The 20512-nt window shown below is 72.6% G+C and carries 18 protein-coding genes and 2 tRNA genes; 14 read left to right on the top strand and 6 right to left on the bottom strand.

Annotated elements, in window-relative coordinates:
* The first annotated feature begins 66 nt into the window (after positions 1–66).
* The 8 genes from ACFVSN_RS16040 (at position 67) to pyrE (ending at position 10708) form a co-directional block, all read left to right on the top strand.
* Entirely contained in the window at positions 67–1017 is a 951-nt protein-coding gene (locus ACFVSN_RS16040; RefSeq protein ID WP_387955493.1) for a LysR family transcriptional regulator, read from the top strand.
* Between the two features lie 72 nt (positions 1018–1089).
* The gene (gene clpB / locus ACFVSN_RS16035; RefSeq protein WP_380446454.1) at positions 1090–3696 is read left to right on the top strand and encodes an ATP-dependent chaperone ClpB; all 2607 of its coding nucleotides are present in this window, start codon (positions 1090–1092) and stop codon (positions 3694–3696) included.
* 223 nt (positions 3697–3919) lie between these two features.
* Positions 3920–4480, top strand: a complete 561-nt coding sequence (locus ACFVSN_RS16030; protein ID WP_380446453.1) for a YbjN domain-containing protein — start codon at positions 3920–3922, stop codon at positions 4478–4480.
* A 116-nt stretch (positions 4481–4596) separates the two neighbouring features.
* Positions 4597–5757 carry a pyridoxal phosphate-dependent aminotransferase gene (locus tag ACFVSN_RS16025; RefSeq protein WP_380445535.1) on the top strand — a complete coding sequence of 387 codons (1161 nt, stop codon included), beginning with the start codon at positions 4597–4599 and terminating at the stop codon, positions 5755–5757.
* A 501-nt stretch (positions 5758–6258) separates the two neighbouring features.
* Entirely contained in the window at positions 6259–6789 is a 531-nt protein-coding gene (locus tag ACFVSN_RS16020; RefSeq protein ID WP_380445536.1) for a DUF2617 family protein, read from the top strand.
* Between the two features lie 139 nt (positions 6790–6928).
* Positions 6929–8563, top strand: coding sequence for a polyamine aminopropyltransferase (locus tag ACFVSN_RS16015; RefSeq protein WP_387955491.1), 1635 nt, complete (start codon positions 6929–6931; stop codon positions 8561–8563).
* Positions 8564–9143: 580 nt separating this feature from the next.
* On the top strand, positions 9144–10097 hold the full coding sequence (locus ACFVSN_RS16010; RefSeq protein WP_387955489.1) for a carbon monoxide dehydrogenase: 954 nt from the start codon (positions 9144–9146) through the stop codon (positions 10095–10097).
* 74 nt (positions 10098–10171) lie between these two features.
* Entirely contained in the window at positions 10172–10708 is a 537-nt protein-coding gene (gene pyrE / locus ACFVSN_RS16005; RefSeq protein WP_359970438.1) for an orotate phosphoribosyltransferase, read from the top strand.
* Between the two features lie 125 nt (positions 10709–10833).
* On the opposite strand, the gene ACFVSN_RS16000 is transcribed toward pyrE, so the two are convergent.
* Positions 10834–11553 (bottom strand): DedA family protein, encoded by a 720-nt coding sequence (locus ACFVSN_RS16000; RefSeq protein WP_380445539.1) that lies wholly within the window; start codon positions 11551–11553, stop codon positions 10834–10836.
* Positions 11554–11853: 300 nt separating this feature from the next.
* On the opposite strand from ACFVSN_RS16000, the gene fbaA reads away from it, so the two are divergent.
* Positions 11854–12876, top strand: coding sequence for a class II fructose-bisphosphate aldolase (gene fbaA / locus ACFVSN_RS15995; protein WP_380497943.1), 1023 nt, complete (start codon positions 11854–11856; stop codon positions 12874–12876).
* 111 nt (positions 12877–12987) lie between these two features.
* Here fbaA and ACFVSN_RS15990 read toward each other — a convergent pair whose 3' ends face one another.
* The gene (locus ACFVSN_RS15990) at positions 12988–13407 is read right to left on the bottom strand and encodes a DUF3151 domain-containing protein (RefSeq protein ID WP_380445541.1); all 420 of its coding nucleotides are present in this window, start codon (positions 13405–13407) and stop codon (positions 12988–12990) included.
* A 191-nt stretch (positions 13408–13598) separates the two neighbouring features.
* On the opposite strand from ACFVSN_RS15990, the gene ACFVSN_RS15985 reads away from it, so the two are divergent.
* Entirely contained in the window at positions 13599–14408 is an 810-nt protein-coding gene (locus ACFVSN_RS15985) for a DUF3152 domain-containing protein (RefSeq protein WP_387955487.1), read from the top strand.
* A gap of 82 nt (positions 14409–14490) precedes the next feature.
* Positions 14491–15195 carry a hypothetical protein gene (locus ACFVSN_RS15980; protein WP_387955485.1) on the top strand — a complete coding sequence of 235 codons (705 nt, stop codon included), beginning with the start codon at positions 14491–14493 and terminating at the stop codon, positions 15193–15195.
* Between the two features lie 15 nt (positions 15196–15210).
* On the opposite strand, the gene ACFVSN_RS15975 is transcribed toward ACFVSN_RS15980, so the two are convergent.
* The 4 genes from ACFVSN_RS15975 to purS all read right to left on the bottom strand — a co-directional run bounded on the left by ACFVSN_RS15975 (position 15211) and on the right by purS (position 19270).
* Positions 15211–16023, bottom strand: a complete 813-nt coding sequence (locus ACFVSN_RS15975) for a sterol carrier family protein (protein ID WP_387955483.1) — start codon at positions 16021–16023, stop codon at positions 15211–15213.
* A 63-nt stretch (positions 16024–16086) separates the two neighbouring features.
* A complete protein-coding gene (gene purL / locus ACFVSN_RS15970; protein ID WP_380445545.1) occupies positions 16087–18342 on the bottom strand; it encodes a phosphoribosylformylglycinamidine synthase subunit PurL in 2256 nt (751 codons plus the stop codon).
* Positions 18342–19019 (bottom strand): phosphoribosylformylglycinamidine synthase subunit PurQ, encoded by a 678-nt coding sequence (gene purQ / locus ACFVSN_RS15965; protein WP_329931337.1) that lies wholly within the window; start codon positions 19017–19019, stop codon positions 18342–18344. Before purQ ends, purL begins: the two co-directional genes overlap by 1 nt.
* Positions 19016–19270 carry a phosphoribosylformylglycinamidine synthase subunit PurS gene (gene purS, locus ACFVSN_RS15960; RefSeq protein WP_030278336.1) on the bottom strand — a complete coding sequence of 85 codons (255 nt, stop codon included), beginning with the start codon at positions 19268–19270 and terminating at the stop codon, positions 19016–19018. Before purS ends, purQ begins: the two co-directional genes overlap by 4 nt.
* A 466-nt stretch (positions 19271–19736) precedes the next feature.
* Here purS and ACFVSN_RS15955 point away from each other — a divergent pair, with 466 nt between their 5' ends.
* From ACFVSN_RS15955 to ACFVSN_RS15945, 3 genes are all read left to right on the top strand, one after another.
* Positions 19737–20054, top strand: coding sequence for an Lsr2 family protein (locus ACFVSN_RS15955; RefSeq protein WP_030304494.1), 318 nt, complete (start codon positions 19737–19739; stop codon positions 20052–20054).
* Between the two features lie 153 nt (positions 20055–20207).
* Positions 20208–20280 (top strand) — tRNA-Gly (locus ACFVSN_RS15950).
* A 39-nt stretch (positions 20281–20319) separates the two neighbouring features.
* Positions 20320–20392 (top strand) — tRNA-Gly (locus ACFVSN_RS15945).
* Positions 20393–20512 lie beyond the last annotated feature (120 nt).

Raw genomic sequence — 20512 nt, 5'->3', positions numbered from 1 at the left:
CCACCGTCCCTCCGCGCGCCCCCGGCCGGTAGCGCCCGCCACTCTATGAGGACATAGCCTGAACCTATGGCCCTTTCTCCGCACGTCCCCGAACTCGGCGCCCTGGAGCTGCTGCTCGCGGTGGCCCGGCTGGGCAGCGTCGGCCGGGCGGCGGCCGAGCTGGGCGTCAGCCAGCCGACCGCGAGCGCCCGGATCAAGGGCATGGAGCGGCAGGTCGGTGTCCCGCTGCTGGAGCGCTCCCCCCGGGGCAGCCGGCCGACCGAGGCGGGCCGGCTGGTGGTCGAGTGGGCCCGGCACGTGGTGGAGGCGGCACAGGCGCTGGACGCCGGGATCGACGCGCTGCGCGGGCGGCGGGACGCCAAGCTGACGGTGGTCGCCAGCCTGACCGTCGCCGAGTACCTGATGCCGGGCTGGCTGCTGGCGCTCGCCGAGGCCAGTCCGGGCACGGCCGTGACGCTGCGGACGGCGAACTCGGCGGAGGTCGCCGGGCGGGTGCTGGGCGGCGAGGCGGACCTCGGCTTCGTCGAGGGCCCGTCCACCCCGTCCGGGCTGGACGGCGCCGTGGTGGCCGTGGACCGGCTGGTGGTCGTGGTGGCGCCCGGCCACCCGTGGTCGCGCCGCCGGACGCCGCTGACCGGGCCCGAGCTGGCCGGGACACCGCTGGTGCTGCGCGAGCCGGGGTCGGGCACCCGGGAGGTGCTGGAGGCGGCGCTGGCGCCGTACGGGGGCGCGGCGCGGCCCCGGCTGGAGCTGGCCTCGTCGACGGCGCTGAAGGCGGCGGCGATGACCGGCGCCGGGCCGGTGTGCCTGAGCGAGCTGGTGGTGACGGAGGAACTGGCGACCCGGCGGCTGGTCGAGGTGCCGCTGGCGGCGGGGCTCGACCTGCGGCGCCCGCTGCGGGCGGTGTGGCCGGCCGGGCAGCGGCCGGGCGGCCCGGCCCGGGAGCTGCTGGTGCTGACCCGGCAGGGATCCGGGCACCAGCCGGCTTCCCCGCCCCGGGGAAGAGACCAAACCTGAGCGGAATAGACTCAACTTAGTGCATGCTGTTGATAGCAGCAATGAAGGACGACGAGGGAGGATCCCCCAGCAGTGGACGCCAGCAAGTTCACCACCAAGACGCAGGACGCCCTGTCCGCCGCGATCCGGCAGGCCGGTGCGGTCGGGAACCCGGACGTCAAGCCGGTGCACATCCTGATCGCCCTGCTGGAGCAGTCCGAGGGCATCGCCGGGCCGCTGCTGGAGGCGGTCGGCGCCGACGCCGCGCGGGTCGACGCCGAGGCCCGCCGCCAGCTCGCCGCCCTCCCCAGCGCGAGCGGTTCGACGGTCGCCGCCCCGCAGCTCGCCCGGGACACCATCGCGGTGCTCACCGAGGCCGGCAAGCGCGCCGACGACCTCGACGACCAGTACGTCTCCACCGAGCACCTGATGGTCGGCCTGGCCGCCGAGGGCGGGCCGGTCGCCGAGCTGCTGGTGCGCCAGGGCGCGACGCCCAAGGCGCTGCTGGCCGCGTTCAAGGACGTGCGCGGCAGCGGCCGGGTCACCTCGCCGGACCCCGAGGGCACCTACAAGGCGCTGGAGAAGTACGGCACCGACCTCACCCAGGCCGCCCGGGACGGCAAGCTCGACCCGGTGATCGGCCGCGACCAGGAGATCCGCCGGGTCGTCCAGGTGCTCTCCCGCCGCACCAAGAACAACCCGGTGCTGATCGGCGAGCCCGGCGTCGGCAAGACGGCCGTGGTCGAGGGCCTGGCCCAGCGCATCGTCGCCGGCGACGTGCCGGAGTCGCTGCGCGGCAAGCGGCTGGTCGCGCTGGACCTCAGCGCGATGGTCGCGGGCGCCAAGTACCGCGGCGAGTTCGAGGAGCGGCTCAAGGCCGTCCTCAACGACATCAAGCAGAGCGACGGCCGGGTCGTCACGTTCATCGACGAGCTGCACACCATGGTCGGCGCGGGCGCCGGCGGCGACTCCGCGATGGACGCCGGCAACATGCTCAAGCCGATGCTGGCCCGCGGCGAACTGCGGATGGTCGGCGCCACCACGCTGGACGAGTACCGCGAGCGGATCGAGAAGGACCCGGCGCTGGAGCGCCGCTTCCAGCAGGTGCTGGTCGGCGAGCCCAGCGTGGAGGACTCGATCGCCATCCTGCGCGGCCTCAAGGGCCGCTACGAGGCGCACCACAAGGTGCAGATCGCGGACGCGGCCCTGGTCGCCGCGGCCACCCTGTCCAACCGCTACATCACCTCCCGCTTCCTGCCCGACAAGGCGATCGACCTGGTCGACGAGGCGGCCTCGCGGCTGCGGATGGAGATCGACTCCTCCCCCGTCGAGATCGACGAACTCCAGCGCTCCGTCGACCGGTTGCGCATGGAGGAGCTCGCGCTGGAGAAGGAGTCCGACCCGGCCTCGGTCGACCGCCTCGCCCGGCTGCGCCGCGATCTCGCCGACCGGAACGAGCAGTTGAGCGTGCTGACGGCGCGCTGGGAGCAGGAGAAGAAGAGCCTCAACCGGGTCGGCGAGCTCAAGGAGCGCCTGGACGACCTTCAGGGCGCCCTCGAACGGGCCCAGCGCGACGGCGACTTCGAGCGCGCGTCGAAGCTGATGTACGCCGAGATCCCGGCCGCCGAGAAGGAGCTCACCGACGCCCAGGAGCGCGCCGCGGACCAGGACACGTCGACCTCGATGGTCAAGGAGGAGGTCGGCCCGGACGACGTCGCCGACGTCGTCGCCTCCTGGACGGGCATCCCGGCCGGCCGCCTGCTGGAGGGTGAGAGCGCCAAACTCCTGCGCATGGAGGAGGAGTTGGGCAAGCGCCTGATCGGCCAGGCGGAGGCCGTGCAGGCCGTGTCGGACGCGGTGCGCCGCACCCGCTCCGGCATCGCCGACCCGGACCGCCCGACCGGCTCCTTCCTGTTCCTCGGCCCCACCGGCGTCGGCAAGACCGAACTCGCCAAGGCCCTGGCCGACTTCCTCTTCGACGACGAGCGGGCGATGGTCCGCATCGACATGAGCGAGTACGGCGAGAAGCACTCCGTCTCCCGCCTGGTCGGCGCCCCGCCCGGGTACGTCGGCTACGAGGAGGGCGGCCAGCTCACCGAGGCGGTCCGCCGCCGCCCGTACAGCGTCGTGCTGCTGGACGAGGTGGAGAAGGCCCACCCCGAGGTCTTCGACGTGCTGCTCCAGGTGCTGGACGACGGCCGGCTCACCGACGGCCAGGGCCGCACGGTGGACTTCCGCAACGCGATCCTGATCCTCACCTCCAACCTGGGCAGCCAGTTCCTGGTGGACCCGGCCACCCCGGAGGACCGCAAGAAGCAGCTGGTGCTGGACTCCGTCCGGGCCGCGTTCAAGCCGGAGTTCCTCAACCGGCTGGACGACATCGTGGTCTTCGAGCCGCTGGGCACCACCGAGCTCAGCCGGATCGTCGACCTCCAGGTGGCCCGCCTCGGCGAGCGGCTGCGCGAGCGGCGGCTCACCCTGGACGTGTCCGCCGCCGCGCGCGACTGGCTGGCGCTCACCGGGTACGACCCGGCGTACGGCGCCCGCCCGCTGCGCCGGCTGGTGCAGTCCGCGATCGGCGACCAGCTGGCGCGGGCGATCCTCTCCGGCCAGGTGCACGACGGCGACACCGTCCTCGTCGAGCGCGACGAGGACCACGACCGGCTCACCGTCCGCGCTCGCGGGCCGCTGGAGAAGTAGTCGGAGGCCTCGCCCGGACCGCCGCACGGGCCGCCGCTCCCCCGGGGCGGCGGCCCGTCCGCACGTCGGAGAACGCCGTGCTCGGAGCCCGGAACACCACCCGGTACGAAGATCGACGGACGGCCGGGTACCCCTGTGAGGCGCGCCCGGGATGAGGCAGGATGGAAGGTGGAAAGGGCGGCCTCTCTTGCCGGCCACCACGTGCACCGAGGAAGAGGACCCCATGAGCATCGACCCGTCGTCCATCCCGTCGTTCGGCGTCCCCCAGGGCGGACAGCCCGGCGGCCAGGGACGACCGGCCGGCCCGCCGCCGATCGTCGTCCCGGACCAGGCCCTGGTCACCCAGCTGCTGGACCAGATGCAGCTCAAGCACGTCGTGGACGAGGAGGGCGACCTCACCGCTCCCTGGGAGGGCTTCCGCGTCTACTACATGTTCCGCGGCGAGCAGAAGGAGCTCTTCGCGGTTCGCGCGTTCTACGACCGCGCGTACCCGCTGGAGAAGAAGGGCGAGATCCTCGACCTGATCGACGAGTGGAACCGCGAGACCCTCTGGCCGAAGGTCTACACCCACACCCACGAGGACGGCGTGGTCCGCCTGATCGGCGAGGCCCAGATGATCGTCGGCACCGGCGTCAACCTGGACTACTTCGTCACCACCACCGCCAACTGGACCCAGGCCTCGGTCGGCTTCGAGCAGTGGATCGTCGAGCGCCTCGGCCTGCAGGACGAGATCGAGGGCGACGAGGGCCAGGGCGAGGCCCCCGAGGGCACCGACGAGGCCTGATCCCCTCCCCCGCGCACCAAGGACGGCCCGCCACCGCACCACCGGTGGCGGGCCGTCCTTGTCCCGGGCCCCCGGCTGCCCCAGGATGGGGCCGACGACGACGTGGGAGGACCGTGATGGGTACGAGGCCGCTGCTGAACCGCAGGCTGGCGGGCATGGGGACGACGATCTTCGCCGAGATGTCCGCCCTCGCCACCGCCACCGGCTCGATCAACCTCGGGCAGGGGTTCCCGGACACCGACGGGCCCCGCGAGATCGCCCGGGCCGCCGCGGACGCCGTGCTGACCGGCAAGGGCAACCAGTACCCGCCCGGCCCCGGCATCCCGGAGCTGCGAACCGCGATCGCCGAGCACCAGCAGCGCTTCTACGGCCTCGCCTACGACCCGGACACCGAGGTGCTCGTCACCGCCGGCGCCACCGAGGCCATCGCCGCCGCCCTGCTCGCGCTGCTGGAGCCCGGCGACGAGGTGATCGCGTTCGAGCCGTTCTACGACTCGTACGCCGCCTGCATCGCCATGGCCGGCGCCACGCGCGTGCCGCTCACCCTGCGGGCGCCCGCGTTCCGCCCCGACCTGGACGAACTGCGCGCCCTGATCACCCCGCGCACCCGCCTCCTGCTCCTCAACACCCCGCACAACCCCACCGGCACCGTCCTCACCGCCGACGAGCTCGCGACGATCGCCGCCCTCGCCGTCGAGCACGACCTCCTGGTGATCACCGACGAGGTCTACGAGCACCTCGTCTTCGGCGCCACCCACCACCCCATCGCCGCCCTGCCCGGCATGCGCGAGCGCACCGTCGGCATCTCCTCGGCCGGCAAGACCTTCTCCTTCACGGGCTGGAAGGTCGGCTGGGTCACGGCGGCCCCGGCCCTCGTGTCCGCCGTCCGCACCGCCAAGCAGTACCTGACCTACGTCAGCGCCGGCCCCTTCCAGTACGCCGTCGCCGAGGCGCTCGGCCTCCCCGACGAGTACTTCGACACCTTCCGGGCCGACCTGCTGCGCAAGCGCGACCTGCTCGCCGAGGGGCTCTCGGCGGCCGGCTTCCGCGTCTTCAGCCCCGAAGGCACGTACTTCATCACCACCGACATCACGCCGCTCGGCGAGAAGGACGGCATCGAGTTCTGCCGGGCCCTGCCCGAACGCTGCGGCGTCGTCGCGATCCCCAACGCCGTGTTCTACGACAACACGGACGCCGGCCGCAGCCTGGTCCGCTTCACCTTCTGCAAGCGGGACGACGTGCTCACCGAGGCCGTCGCGCGGCTCCAGCGGCTCTGACCTCCCGTCGACAGGCACTCGGGAGGCAGGAGACCGCGCGGGAGAGAGCTGATGATTCGTCAACTCGCCTTCCATATAAGCCTCGTTGATATCAGCTGATGCCCGTGGGGCAACCTCCCCCGCCTCCCGGGCACGCCCCGCCGCCCGCCGGATCCACCACCCGGCGGGCGGTGGCGCATTCGGGCGCGCGGACCGCGCACAACCCGCGCGCACGGCGCACAACCCGGAGCATGGGGCGCACGCTGTGCAAACTCGCACACCGGGTCGATCAGAGCCGGGAAGCAGGTGTGCTCGAAACGGTGAATGCTTGACAAAGTTGGGTAAATCACCGACGGACCCGGCGTATTCATGCTTCTCTGCTGCTGAATCTCCAGCCGGAATCCTTCCTTCCACGGTCGGCCGCGCCCAGCGCCGCACAGCCACGAACAGCCTCGCCAATCGCCTAGGCCTAGTCGCTGCTGCTTCGGCGGGCGCGCACGGAGCTGAAACGCGGAGCCGAGCATGCTCACCACACTGCAGACCTCCTACACGGACACCCGCGCCGGTGACCTGGCGTGGTGCCTGGGCGGCGACCCGCTGCCCGCTCTCGCGGTCCGCGACCTGAGACTCGACGGCAACGGCCGCCCCGGCACGACCGGCACCCTCCAGCTGCGGCTGCTCGGCGCTTCCCACCAGGTGGTCATCGCGGCCGGCCCGGGCGAGTGCCTGGAGACCGTCGCCTGCCTGCCCGGCCGCCGCACCCCGCTGCCCGCCCGGGTGGCCAAACAGGTGGGCGGCTGGGAGTACGAGTTCGCCGCCCGGATCGAGGTCCTCCCGCCGCACGACTTCGCGGCCCGCGCCCAGGAGCTCCTCGCCCTCGTCGAGGGCCACCCCCGCGGCCTGGCCGGGATCTTCCCCGGCGACCCGAGCGCCTTCACCGCACTGGTCACCCAGGGCGGCGCGGACCGGCTGCTCTGGCGCACCTGGCACGCCTATCCGCAGGAGGGGCAGCTGGTCTGCACCCGCTCCTCGCTCGTGCTCGCGCAGCCGTGAACCACATCGGCCCGGTGGGCGGCGACGAACCCGCCATAGCCCTTGAATCGCACGCAGGAACGATTCGTCAACCGGGTGTCCCGCACTGTCCGTCGGATGGGTGCAGCTATCCGTCCCGCACGTCCCCTAGCGTTTGTTCGTGATCAATCATCCAGCCGGTCCGCCCACGCACCCGGGCGTCGACCTCGACGACGACAGCCCACCCCGGCCCGGGCGGAACCTCACCCCGCTGCCCGCCCGCCGCCGGTCCCGGCTGCGCTCCCGCCCCCGGCTGGCCCGCCTCACCGTCCTGCTGGCCGCGTTCGTCTGCGCGGCCTGCGGACTCGTCTACGAACTCGAACTCGTCGCGCTCGGCGACTACCTGCTCGGCGACACCGTCACCCAGACCTCCGTCGTGCTCTCCGTCATGGTCTTCGCGATGGGACTCGGCTCACTGCTCGCCAAGCGCCTCACCCGCCGCCCCGCCACCGCCTTCGCCCTCGTCGAGTGCGCCCTCGCCCTCACCGGCGGCCTCTCCGTCCTCGCCCTCTACTCCTGCTGGGCCTGGATCGGCCGCTACCAGGCCGCCATGGTCGGCCTCACCTGCCTGATCGGCGTCCTCATCGGCGCCGAGATCCCGCTCCTGATGACCCTCATCCAGCGGATCCGCCGCGAGGACGCCGGCCGGGCCGCGGCCGACCTCTTCGCCGCCGACTACGTGGGCGCGCTCATCGGCGGCCTCGCCTTCCCGTTCCTCATCCTCCCCGGCCTCGGCCCGGGCACCGGCGCCCTCGTCACCGGCGCCGTCAACGCCGTCTCCGGGGCCGCCGTCGTGCTCTGGCTGTTCCGGGAGGAACCGGCCCCCCGGATACGACTGCTGCTCTGGGCCGTCGGCGGTCTCGTCCTCGCCCTCCTCGCCGGCGCCGCCGCCGGCTCCGACGCCATCGAGGACGCCGCCCGGCACGCCCTCTACGGCCCCGGGGTCCGCTACGCCACACACAGCCGCCAGCAGGAGATCGTCCTCACCGGACCCGCCGAAGGCCCCCTCCGGCTCTACCTCGACGGCCGGCTCGCCGTCTGCGGGCCCGACGAGTACCGCCGCAACGAAGCCCTCGTCCACCCCGCCATGGCCGCCGGACCGGACGCCCGGGTGCTGCTCCTCGGCGGCGGCGACGGGCTCGCCCTGCGGGAGGTCCTCCGGCACGGCGGGGTCCGCACGGTGCACGTCGTCGAACCCGACGCCACCCTCACCGGACTCGCCCGCACCGACCCCGGCCTCGCCGCCCTCGCCGGGCACTCCCTCGACGACCCCCGGGTCCGCACCACCGCCGCCGACCCGCTGGAATGGCTGCGGCGCTCCCCCGACGACCGCCCGTACGACGTCGTCGTCGCCGACCTGCCGGCCCCCGACGACGGCGGGCCGGTCAAGTTCCACTCCCAGGAGTTCTACGGCCTCGCCACCCGGCTGCTCGCCCCCGGCGGCCGCATCGCCGTCCGGGCCGGCGCCGAGGGGCGCGGGCTCTGGCAGACCGAGTCCGGGCTCCGGGCGGCCGGCCTGCGGACCGTCCCGTACGCCGTCCAGGGCAGCGCCACGGCGAGCTGCCGGGCCGGAGCGGCGGAGGGCACCCAGGACTTCCTGCTCGCCTCCGACACCGAACCGCCGCTCGCCCTCGCCACCGACGCCCCACCCCCGCGCGCCCTCACCACCGCCACCCTGCACACCTCGGCCACCCGCCTCACCGCCCTCCGCCCCACCCACCCCCCAGCCGCCCTCAGCCTGCTGGGCCCCCGCTGACCACGACGGAGAGCAGCCGCCGCACAGAAAGTCGGCGAGGTCGACGTCCAGCGCCGCCCGCCAAAACGGGCATCCGACGCCGCCTCCGCACAAGAAGTCGGCAGGATCGACTTCCAGCGCAAGCGACACCAGGCGCCAGCACAACCCCGCCCCCGAAGCCACCGGTGCCGAGCAGGGCAGGCGCCCAAAGCCACCACCACGCAGGAAGTCGGCGAGGTCGACTTCCAGCGCCGCCCGGCAGAGCAAGCGCCCAAAGCCACCGCCGCACAAGAAGTCGGCAGGACCGACCTCCAGCGCAAGCGGCACCAGGCGCCAGCACAACCCCGCCCCCGAAGCCACCGGTGCCGAGCAGGGCAGGCGCCCAAAGCCACCGCCGCGCAGGAAGTCGGCGAGGTCGACTTCCCGTGCAGGCCGCTCTCCCTGCGGGAGTGCGACCGGATCACGGTGCCGGGGCGGTGAGCCGGACCACGTATGGCCGAATGGCGTGCGGGTGCGGGTGGGGGGGTGTTCGGCGGGGGTGGGGAAAACGGGTGGGCGGTAGGTGGGGACCGGGTGCGGTTGGGTCGGTAGGCTCCGTGGCATGGAGCATGAGGTTGTCGTCCCGATGGCTGCCGAGCTGGTGCGGCAGGCGCTGCAGGATCCGGCCGTGCTGGCCCGGAGTGTCCCGGGGCTGAGCACCGAGCCGACGGCCGTCGGCGGCGGGCCGGCCGAGGAGATCGCGGGCCGGCTGCGGGTGCGGATCGGCGGCTCCACCATCACGTACAAGGGCGTGCTGTCGCTGATCGAGGGCCGGGAGGGCGTGCTGACCGTGCTCGCCGAGGGCCAGGAGGCGCGCGGCACCGGCGAGGCGACGGCCACCGTCCGGGTGAGCGTCGCGGCCGGGGCCGATGAGGGCACCGCCGTGGTCCGCTTCACCGGCGACCTGAGCGCCACCGGCCGCCTCGCCGAGTGCGACGACGAGACCCTCGCCGCCACCGGCCGCCGCCTGCTGGACCGGTTCGCCGCGGCTCTCGTCTCCCCGGACGAGGCACCAGAGGAAGCGAAGGAGACGGAGGAGACGGACGGGACGGAGGACGGGGGCAGCGTCCTGTTCATCGAGGAGCACCAGGACCACCCCGGCGACGACCTCGACGACGACCTCTCCGACCTGATCGCCTTCTCCGACGCCGACGCCGAGCGCTTCGGCCTCCCCACCGGCGGCGCCGACGAGCACGAGGACGCGGTGGCCGAGGAGCTGCCCGCCGAGCTGCCGTTCGAGTACGAGGAGGAGCCGGTGCTGACCGGCCCGGTGCGCCGCAGCATCGTCGGCCGCTCCGCCGAGGAGGTCGACCACGCCCCCCCGCGCGGCCGCTACGCCCCCGCCCTGCCGGCCCGCAGCGCCCGCGCCCGCGCGGCGTCCCGCTGGGGCGGCGACGCCGGCGGGATCGTGGTGCCCGGCCCGGGCGGCCGCAGTGCGGTGCCGTGGGTGATCGGCGGCGGGGTGGCCCTGCTGGGCGGCGCCGTGGTGCTGGTGCGGGCGCTGCGCCGCAAGTAGGTCCTCGGGCCGCGGGCCGACTCGCTGCTGCCCGGCGGGCGGGCGCCGCGGGTCGGGCCCTAGACTGAACGCTCATGAGCAACGACCGCGACGCCCTGCTGGCACAGATCAAGGACAAGGCCGTCGTGCACGGCAAGGTCACCCTTTCCTCCGGCAAGGAGGCCGACTACTACGTCGACCTCCGCCGGATCACGCTGGACGGCGAGGCCGCCCCGCTGGTCGGCCGGGTGATGCTGGACGCGACCTCGCACCTGGACTACGACGCCGTCGGCGGGCTGACCCTGGGCGCCGACCCGGTCGCCGCCTCGATGCTGCACGCCGCCGCCGCGCGCGGCCGGACGCTGGACGCCTTCGTGGTCCGCAAGGCGGGCAAGGCGCACGGTCTGCAGCGCCGGATCGAGGGCCCGGACGTGAAGGGCCGCCGGGTGCTGGCGGTCGAGGACACCTCCACCACCGGCGGCTCGGTGCTGACCGCCGTCGAGGCGCTGCGCGAGGCGGGCGCCGAGGTGGTCGGCGTCGCGGTGATCGTCGAGCGCGGTGGCGCCGCCGCCGTCGAGGCGCAGGGCCTGCCGTACGTGACCGCCTACACCGCGGCCGACCTGGGCCTGTAGTCCGCCCGGCAGGACCCCCGCAGCACCCCGGCAGCACCCCGAGAACGTCAGAGGGGCCCGGTCCCGTCCCACGTGTTTCACGTGGAACAAGGACCGGGCCCCTCCGCCGTTCCGCCGGTGTGCGCTCAGCCGCGCCGGTGGCGCCCGCCGGCGCTCTGCGCGGTGTCGCCGACGGCCTCCACGCCGCCGCCGGCCTTCTTCTTCTTGCGCTCCCGCAGGACCTCGATGAGGATCGGCGAGATCGAGAGCAGGACGATCAGCAGGACCGCCGGGATCAGGTACTTGTCGATCACCGGGGCGAGCGCGTCACCGAAGAAGTAGCCGATCAGCAGCATGGACTCGGTCCACAGCACGCCGCCGATGACGTTCCACAGGAAGAACGTCCGGGCGGGCATCTCCAGGGTGCCCGCGACCGGGTTGAGGAAGGTCCGGACGATCGGCATGAAGCGCGCGAGCACGACGGCCTTGCCGGGTCCGAACTTGGTGAAGTACTCCTCCGCCTTCATCACGTACTCGCGGCGGAAGATCTTCGACTCGGGCTTGTCGAACATCCTCGGTCCGACCTTCGCCCCGATCAGGTGCCCGAGCTGGGCGCCCGCGATCGCCGCGATCGGGGCTCCGGTCAGCAGGAGCGCGATCGGCAGCTTGGCGCCGTCGCCGAGCACCGACGAGGCGGCGTTCGAGGCGGCCACGCCGGCGATGATCAGCAGCGAGTCGCCCGGGAAGAAGAACCCGACCAGCAGGCCGGTCTCCGCGAAGATGATCGCGAGAAGCCCGATGGCGCCGAGGGACGAGATCAGTTGTTTGGCGTCGAGCAGGTTGACGGCCAGCTGGTTGTAGTCCACGGGCGCAGGATAGCGGTCGTACCTTGCGGGCGGTCTCCGCGTACGCCCCCCCGAGCGCCGTTCCGACTGGCGGGCTCCTGCTGACCTGCGAGCACGAGTCTGGGAAGATGACACAGGCGTCCGGTCCGCGGTCGCAAAACACCCTCGTTGTCTGCCGCGGTGGTCGCCCCGAACCTTGGTACCGGTGTGCCGGACCCGCAGAGCCGCGCATCGGCGGCCGGTACCCCGGAGTCGTCACGAAGGCGTACCCAGCGTCGGACAGCACCGTCCGTACGCCGCAACCCGACAGGAGCGGATCGCATGCCCATCGCAACTCCCGAGGTCTACAACGAGATGCTGGACCGGGCCAAGGCGGGCAAGTTCGCCTACCCGGCCATCAACGTCACCTCGTCGCAGACGCTGCACGCCGCGCTGCGCGGTTTCGCCGAGGCCGAGAGCGACGGCATCATCCAGATCTCGACCGGCGGCGCGGAGTTCCTGGGCGGCCAGCACAACAAGGACATGGTGACCGGCGCCGTCGCGCTGGCCGAGTTCGCCCACATCGTGGCCGCCAAGTACGACATCACCGTCGCGCTGCACACCGACCACTGCCCGAAGGACAAGCTGGACGGCTACGTCCGTCCGCTGCTGGCGGTCTCCGCCGAGCGCGTCGCCAAGGGCCTGAACCCGCTGTTCCAGTCGCACATGTGGGACGGCTCGGCCGAGACCCTGGCCGACAACCTGGAGATCGCCCAGGAGCTGCTCGCCCAGGCCGCCGCCGCCAAGATCATCCTTGAGGTCGAGATCACCCCGACCGGCGGCGAGGAGGACGGCGTCACCCACGAGATCAACGACGAGCTGTACACCACCGTCAACGACGCCGTGCGCACCGCCGAGGCGCTGGGCCTGGGCGAGAAGGGCCGCTACCTGCTGGCCGCCTCCTTCGGCAACGTGCACGGCGTGTACAAGCCGGGCAACGTCGTGCTGAAGCCGGAGCTGCTGCGCGAGCTGCAGGACGCGATCGGCAAGCAGTACGGCAAGACCGACCCGTTCGACTTCGTCTTCCACGGCGGCTCGGGCTCCTCCGCCGAGGAGATCGCCACCGCGCTGGAGAACGGCGTCGTGAAGATGAACCTCGACACCGACACCCAGTACGCCTTCACCCGCCCCGTCGCGGCGCACATGTTCCAGAACTACGACGGCGTGCTGAAGGTCGACGGCGAGGTCGGCAAGAAGAACACCTACGACCCGCGCACCTGGGGCAAGCTGGCCGAGGCCGGCATGGCCTCCCGCGTGCTCGAGGCCGCGCAGCAGCTGCGCTCGGCGGGCAACCGCCTGAAGTGAGCCCGGTAGCGGCGCCGGTCCCGGCGGCGCGAACGTCGGTGCCCCCGGTGGTCCGTCCACCGGGGGCACTCACGCGTTCGGAGGCTCACGCACTCACACCGGACGGGCCGGCTACTGCTTGAGCGCCTCGTACGCCTCTTCGCTGCTGTCCTTCAGGAACTGCCAGCAGCGGGCCTCCTCCTCCGTCTCCTTGATCGCGCCGGCCGCCCGGGCCAGCGCCGCCAGGCAGCGCAGGAAGCCGCGGTTGCCGCGGTGCTCCCACGGCACCGGCCCGTGGCCCTTCCAGCCGTTGCGGCGCAGCGCGTCCAGGCCGCGGTGGTAGCCGGTGCGGGCGTAGGCGTACGACTCGACGTAGCGGCCGGCCGCGAACGCGTCGTCGGCGAGCATGGCCCAGGCCAGGCAGAAGGTCGGGAAGTCGGCCGCGACCTGGGTCGGCGAGGCCGACTCCTCCGCGAGCATGCGGTAGGGCTGCTCGTCCTCGGGGAGGTGGGTCGGTTCGGGGCCGTCGAGTAGATTCCGGTGAATCGCCATGGAGTGCAGTCTGCCATCCGAGCCGCAGGGGTCAACCGCCGTCGGGTGACCGGACCGGGCGGAAAGCTGCATACCGGGTATGTGGACATTCACCCGTTCTCCATGTCAGGGTGTCGAGCGTGCCCGCAGCTCGAACCGCCTCGCGCAGGAGTGCCCGCTCCGGCCGCAGACGCCGCCCGCCGCGTCGCCGCATGGGCCCCGCGCTCCTCATCGCGCTCGTCGCCTCGGTGGCCGTCCTGTCCACGGCGGTCGTCGTGCTGATGAGCCGCCACTCCGCCGCGCCCGCGACCGGGCCGACGACGCAGGCGCGGGTCGTGCCGGCGGCCGAGCTGAGCGCCCCCGCTCCGACGGCCACCCCGACGCCCACCCCGACGCCGACGCCGACGGCCACCCCGACACCCACGCCGACTCCGACTCCCACCGCGTCCGACCCCGGCCCCGCCAAGGGGGCCGGGACGTTCACGGTCGCCCCCGCCACCGCCCAGCCGGTCGGCAAGGGCAACATCCGGCGTTACCGGGTCGAGGTCGAGGACGGCATCGGGATCGACCCGACGGCCGCCGCCACCCAGATCCACGGCATCCTCGGCGACAAGCGCGGCTGGACCAGCGACCGCAAGAACGGCTTCCAGCTGGTCGCGAGCGGCCCGTACGACTTCACCGTGAAGATCGCCTCGCCCGCCACCGTGGACCGGCTCTGCGGCGCCGCCGGCCTGGACACCCACGGCGAGGTGAACTGCGACGTCGGCAGCCAGGTGATCGTCAACGCCAAGCGCTGGAACACCGGTTCACCGCAGTTCGACGGCCCGCTGGACGAGTACCGGGCGCTGATCGTCAACCACGAGGTCGGCCACCGGATCGGCCACGGCCACGAGACCTGCCCCGGCCCCGGCAAGCCGGCGCCCGCGATGATGCAGCAGATCTACGGCCTCAAGGGCTGCGCCCCCAACGCCTGGCCGTACGCGGCGGACGGGACGTACCTGGGCGGGCCCTCGGTGCCGTGACGGGCGCGAAAGCCCGTGCACCGGAACAGGATCGGGACGGAGTAGGCGCGCGCCCGCGATGAGCGCGCCCTACCCTGCGAGCATGACCGCTGCCCAACGCCGCACGTTCACCGCCGTGTTCGCCTCCGCCGGGGTCCTGCTCGGCACCGCCGCCTGCTCGTCCTCGCCCGCGGGCGTGGCCGGTCCCGGCGCGCTCTCGTACGACACCGTCCGCGCCACCGCCCAGAAGCTGCACCAGGACCGGCAGAACACCTGCCCCTTCGGCCTCGACCTCGGCAAGGCCCTCAAGGCGGCCGGGCTCCCCGACGCGGTCGGCCCGGACACCGGCAACGGGTCCGCCGTGGACGGCGAGGTCGGTGACGGCCGCCCGCCCCAGCCCTGGCCCACGGGCGCGACCCACCCGCCGGAGATGCCGTCGATCCCGGCCACTCCCCCGAACGCCGACATCACCTGCGCGTACCGGGCGGGCGGGAGCTCGCTCGCCGTCGAGCTGTTCGCCGTCCCGAAGACCGGAGTGGCCGTCAACCTCCTGCTGCCCCGCATCCAGAGCCAGGCACGTGCCTCGGTCAGCCAGCTCCGGCAACTGGCCGACCACCAGCCGGGCCCCGGACAGACCGTGCTCGTGCCGGGGGCGGACACGGCCGCCCTCGCCCGGCTGGCCCCGAAGGGCGAGGGCGACATCGTCCTGATGCTGTCCGAGGACTCCGCGGGCGACACCCCGGACCGGACGTACACCGGTGAGGGCCTCCGCAAGGCCGCGGAGGCCCTGGCGGGGCAGCTGCGCTAGGGCGTGTCTTTCGGATCAGCCGAGGACCGGCAAGTACGCGCTCAGGTCGCTGCGTTCGCCCGAGGCCGAGACCGCGGCGGCGTCCACCGCCGCGGCCCAGGCGGTGCGGCCGGTGGCGAGCCGGATCCAGGTCAGCGGGTCGGTCTCGACCACGTTGGGCGGGGTGCCGCGGGTGTGCCGGGGGCCCTCGACGGCCTGCACGACGGCGTACGGCGGGATCCGCAGCTCGACCGCGCCGCCGGGGGCCCGGGCCGCGAGGGTGTCGGCGAGCAGCCGGGTGACGGCGGCGACGGCCTGGCGGTCGTGCGGGAAGGCGTCGGGGCCGAGGGCGTCGGCCAGGTCGTCGGCGTGCACGACCGTCTCGACGAGCCGGGTGACCAGCATGTCGGCGAGCGTCATCGAGCCGAGCCGGATCTCGAACCGCCGTGCCGGGTCGGCGGCTTCGGGCCGCTCCAGCAGTCCGGTCAGCGCGTCGGCGGCCCGCCCGAAGGCCTCCGCCACCGCGGCCGGGGACCCGGCGAAGTCCGCCGCGGCGCGCTCCCCGGCCTGCTCGTCCAGCAGCGGCGCGACCGTGCCGACCGCCACCACCCAGCCCGTCAGGTCCAGCGGCGGGCGCCCCTGGAGCGGATCGTCCAGGTGCGCGGGGACGAAGTCGAGCTGGACGGCGAGGTGCGCGAGCAGCTCGCGGACGGTCCACTTCCCCAGCCTGGTCGGCAGGTCCAGCTGCTCCGCGGTGAGGCCGCGCACGGCGGCGCGCAGCGCCCCGGTCTGGGCGGCCAGCGCGGCGCGGACCTTCTGCGGTTGGTACGTGCGGGACTTGGGAGGCATGCGGCTCAAGATACGCCGAGGGGCGGGCGGTTCGATCGAACCGCCCGCCCCTCGAAAAGCCGATCAGGCCAGCAGGGCCTCGATGACGCCGGTGTGGGCGTCCTTCAGCTCGGCCAGCGTGACGCTGAACTGCCCCTGGACGTCGATGCTGTCGCCGTCCACGACGCCGATCCGGGTGGCCGGCAGGCCCCGGGCGGTGCACATGTCGTTGAACCGGAGCTCCTCGCTGCGCGGCACCGCCACGACGGCGCGGCCGGCCGACTCGGAGAACAGGAACACGAACGGGTCCGCGCCCTCGGGCACGATGATCCGCGCGCCCTGGCCGCCCTTGAGGCAGCTCTCCACGAGCGCCTGGCCGAGGCCGCCGTCGGAGAGGTCGTGCGCGGCGTCGATCATGCCGTCGCGCGAGGCGGCGATCAGGATGTCGCCGAGCAGCCGCTCGCGCTCCAGGTCGACCTTGGGCGGCAGGCCGCCGAGGTGGTCGTGGACGACCTGGGACCAGGCCGAGCCGCCGAGCTCGTCCGCCGTGTCGCCGAGCAGGTAGAGCAGCTGCCCCTCCTCGGCGAAGGCGACCGGGGTGCGGCGGGTCACGTCGTCGATGACGCCGAGCACCGCGACCACGGGGGTCGGGTGGATGGCGACCTCGCCGGTCTGGTTGTACAGCGAGACGTTGCCGCCGGTGACCGGGGTGCCGAGGACCAGGCAGGCGTCGGCCAGTCCGCGGGTGGCCTCGGCGAACTGCCACATGACGTCCGGGTCCTCGGGGGAGCCGAAGTTGAGGCAGTCGGAGACGGCGAGCGGCTTGGCGCCGCCGGCCGCGACGTTGCGGTAGGCCTCGGCGAGGGCCAGCTGGGCGCCGGTGTACGGGTCCAGCTTGGCGTAGCGGCCGTTGCCGTCGGTGGCGACCGAGACGCCGAGGTTGGTCTCGTCGTCGATCCGGATCATGCCCGAGTCCTCGCCGTGCGAGAGCACGGTGTTGCCGAGCACGTACCGGTCGTACTGGTCGGTGATCCAGGACTTGGAGGCCTGGTTCGGGTGGCCGGCGACCTTCAGCAGGTCGGCCTTGAGGCCCTCGCCGGTGGTCGGGCGGGCCAGCCGCTCGCCGGTGGGGGCGTCGGCCTGCAGCGCGTCCTGCCAGCTCGGGCGGGCGTACGGGCGCTGGTAGGTCGGGCCCTCGTGGGCGACGGTGCGCGGCGGCACGTCGACGACGAGCTCGCCGTGCCAGAAGATCTCCAGGCGCTCGCCGTCGGTCACCTCACCGATGACGTTGGCGATGACGTCCCACTTCTCGCAGATCTCCAGGAAGCGGGCGACCTTGTCCGGCTCGACGATCGCGCACATGCGCTCCTGCGACTCGCTCATGAGGATCTCCTCCGGCGAGAGCGTGTTGTCGCGCAGGTGCACGGTGTCGAGGTCGATCCGCATGCCGCCGGAGCCGGCCGAGGCTAGCTCGCTGGTGGCGCAGGACAGACCGGCGCCGCCGAGGTCCTGGATGCCCTTGACGAGCTTCTCGCCGAAGATCTCCAGGGTGCACTCGATGAGGAGCTTCTCCTGGAACGGGTCGCCGACCTGGACGGCCGGGCGCTTGGCCGGCTTGGTGTCGTCGAAGGTCTCGGAGGCCAGCACCGAGACGCCGCCGATGCCGTCGCCGCCGGTGCGGGCGCCGTACAGGATGACCTTGTTGCCGGCGCCGGAGGCCTGCGCGAGGTGGATGTCCTCGTGCTTCATGACGCCCACGCACAGCGCGTTGACCAGCGGGTTGCCCTGGTAGCAGGAGTCGAAGACGACCTCGCCGCCGATGTTCGGCAGGCCCAGGCAGTTGCCGTAGCCGCCGATGCCCGCGACGATCCCGGGCAGCACGCGCCGGGTGTCCGGGTGGTCGGCCGCGCCGAACCGCAGCGGGTCCATGACGGCGACCGGGCGGGCGCCCATCGCGAGGATGTCGCGCACGATGCCGCCGATGCCGGTGGCCGCGCCCTGGTAGGGCTCGATGTACGACGGGTGGTTGTGCGACTCGACCTTGAAGGTCACCGCGTAGCCCTGGCCGACGTCCACGACACCGGCGTTCTCGCCGATGCCGACGAGCATGGCGTCGGAATCGGGCTTCTTCTCGCCGAACTGCTTCAGGTGGACCTTGCTGCTCTTGTACGAACAGTGCTCCGACCACATGACCGAGTACATCGCGAGTTCCGCCCCGGTCGGGCGGCGGCCGAGAATCTCCCGGATCCGCGCGTACTCGTCCTCCTTGAGGCCGAGTTCGGCCCACGGCTGGGCCGCGTCCGGGGTCTGCTCGGCGTTCTTGACGGTGTCGAGGCTCATCAGGCGTTCACCAGCTGCTTCAGGACGGAAGTGAAGAAGCCCAGGCCCTCGGTGGTCGGACCGGTGAGCGGCTCCACCGCGTGCTCCGGGTGCGGCATCAGGCCGACGACATTGCCGGCGGCGTTGGTGATGCCGGCGATGTCGCGGTACGAACCGTTCGGGTTGACGTCCAGGTAGCGGGCGACCACCCGGCCCTCGGCCTCCAGCTCGTCCAGGACGTGCGCGTCGGCGACGAAGCGGCCCTCGCCGTTCTTCAGCGGAACCACGATTTCCTGGCCCGCCGAGTAATCCCGGGTCCACGCGGTGCCGGCGTTCTCGATCCGCAGCTTCTGGTCGCGGCAGACGAAGTGCAGCGAGTCGTTGCGGGTGAGCGCGCCCGGCAGCAGGTGCGATTCGCACAGCACCTGGAAGCCGTTGCAGATACCGAGGACCGGCATTCCGAGCTTCGCCTGCTCGATGATGGTGGTCATGACCGGCGAGAAGCGGGAGATCGCCCCGCAGCGCAGATAGTCGCCGTAACTGAAACCGCCCGGCAGGACGACGGCGTCGACCTGGTGGAGATCCTCGTCACGGTGCCAGAGGGAGACCGGCTCGGCGCCGGCCAGCCGGACCGCGCGCTGCGCGTCGCGGTCGTCGAGGGAACCGGGGAAAGTGACGACGCCTACGCGGGTGGTCACTTCGCCGCCTCCTCGACCCGGACGGTGAAGTCCTCGATCACGGTGTTGGCGAGAAAGGTCTCGGCGGCTTCGCGGATACGGGCGAGTGCGGCGTCGTCGACCGGACCCTCCAGCTCCAGCTCGAAACGCTTGCCCTGGCGGACGTCGGCGATCCCGGTGAATCCGAGACGGGGCAGTGCGCGCTGCACCGCCTGTCCCTGGGGGTCGAGGATCTCCGGCTTGAGCATGACGTCGACTACGACGCGTGCCACTGGCACTCCCGGTGGTGTCTTCGTGAGGCGGGGGAACTCCAGACTACCGGTGGTTTCGGGCGGGATTGCTGGCCGGGGAGAGCGACGCGCGTAGACCCGAGACCCTTACGCCGCAAGGGATCCGGCCGCGCCGACCCCCACCCCCGGCAGCCGATTTCGGCGGATTGGCCGGCCGGGCGGAGAACCCCCGAAGAACACCCGAATACGGCACTCCGGGACAGAACCGCCCGTCCCGCGCTCCGGTATCCGCAAGTCCCACGAAGAGACGTGAATATCCGGAAAAGAATGCCGGACTCTTCGATTTCGACCAGCTTCGGGTGCAGAATAGGGCCACCTGTCGCGGCAAGTGCTGCGTATCCGGCGGGCCACCAGGCCTGCCCGTATGCGCTTGCGCGAGTGGTGCACATCAGGCCCCGGGGCGCACCCCGCGCGCCGACGGCCGAATTGCCCGAGAGGATTGACACCCATGGCACAGCGTGTAGTTGTCACGCTCTCCGACGACCTGGACGGCGGCGCCGCCGCGGAAACCGTCCACTTCGGCGTCGACGGGAAGTCGTACGAGATCGACCTGTCCGTGGACAACGCGGAAAAGCTGCGGGAGGCCCTCGCGCCGTTCGTCGCGGCCGGGCGGCGGCAGAGCCGCACCGGAAAGTCCTTCCGCCGCACCGCGCTGACCCCCGACCCGGCCGCGGTCCGCGCCTGGGCCCAGTCGCGCGGAATGGAGCTGCCGGCCCGCGGGCGCATCCCCAAGCACGTGTACGAGGCGTTCGCCGAGGCGAACTGACCCCGGCGGGGACGTCCGGCCCGAGCCGGCGGTCCCGCGGTCGCCCTGCCCGCCGAAAGGGTGGGGCGACCACCCCGAACGATGCTGTAGAGTATTCCTCGTCGCCGCAACGGAGAGATCCGAAGAGGCGGCCGGTGCCCCACCAGGCACCGTGCGGACGTGGCTCAGTTGGTAGAGCATCACCTTGCCAAGGTGAGGGTCGCGAGTTCGAATCTCGTCGTCCGCTCGCAGTGCGCGAGCACAGCACAACTCAATAGTTTGACCTGCGGACGTGGCTCAGTTGGTAGAGCATCACCTTGCCAAGGTGAGGGTCGCGAGTTCGAATCTCGTCGTCCGCTCAGAAACGAAGGGCTCCTCGGTAGAGGGGCCCTTCGGCATTTCCCCGGGCACTCCCCGCATCCGCGGGCGTACCGGTGACCGATGACATTTGTCACCGCCGACCCGTGGATCCGCACCCC

The organism is Kitasatospora sp. NPDC057904 (genome assembly GCF_042887925.1).
In the GTDB taxonomy this organism is placed as follows: domain Bacteria; phylum Actinomycetota; class Actinomycetes; order Streptomycetales; family Streptomycetaceae; genus Kitasatospora.
The sequence above is the reverse complement of the archived record's forward strand: the minus strand, read 5'-3'. Positions and strand labels throughout refer to the sequence as shown.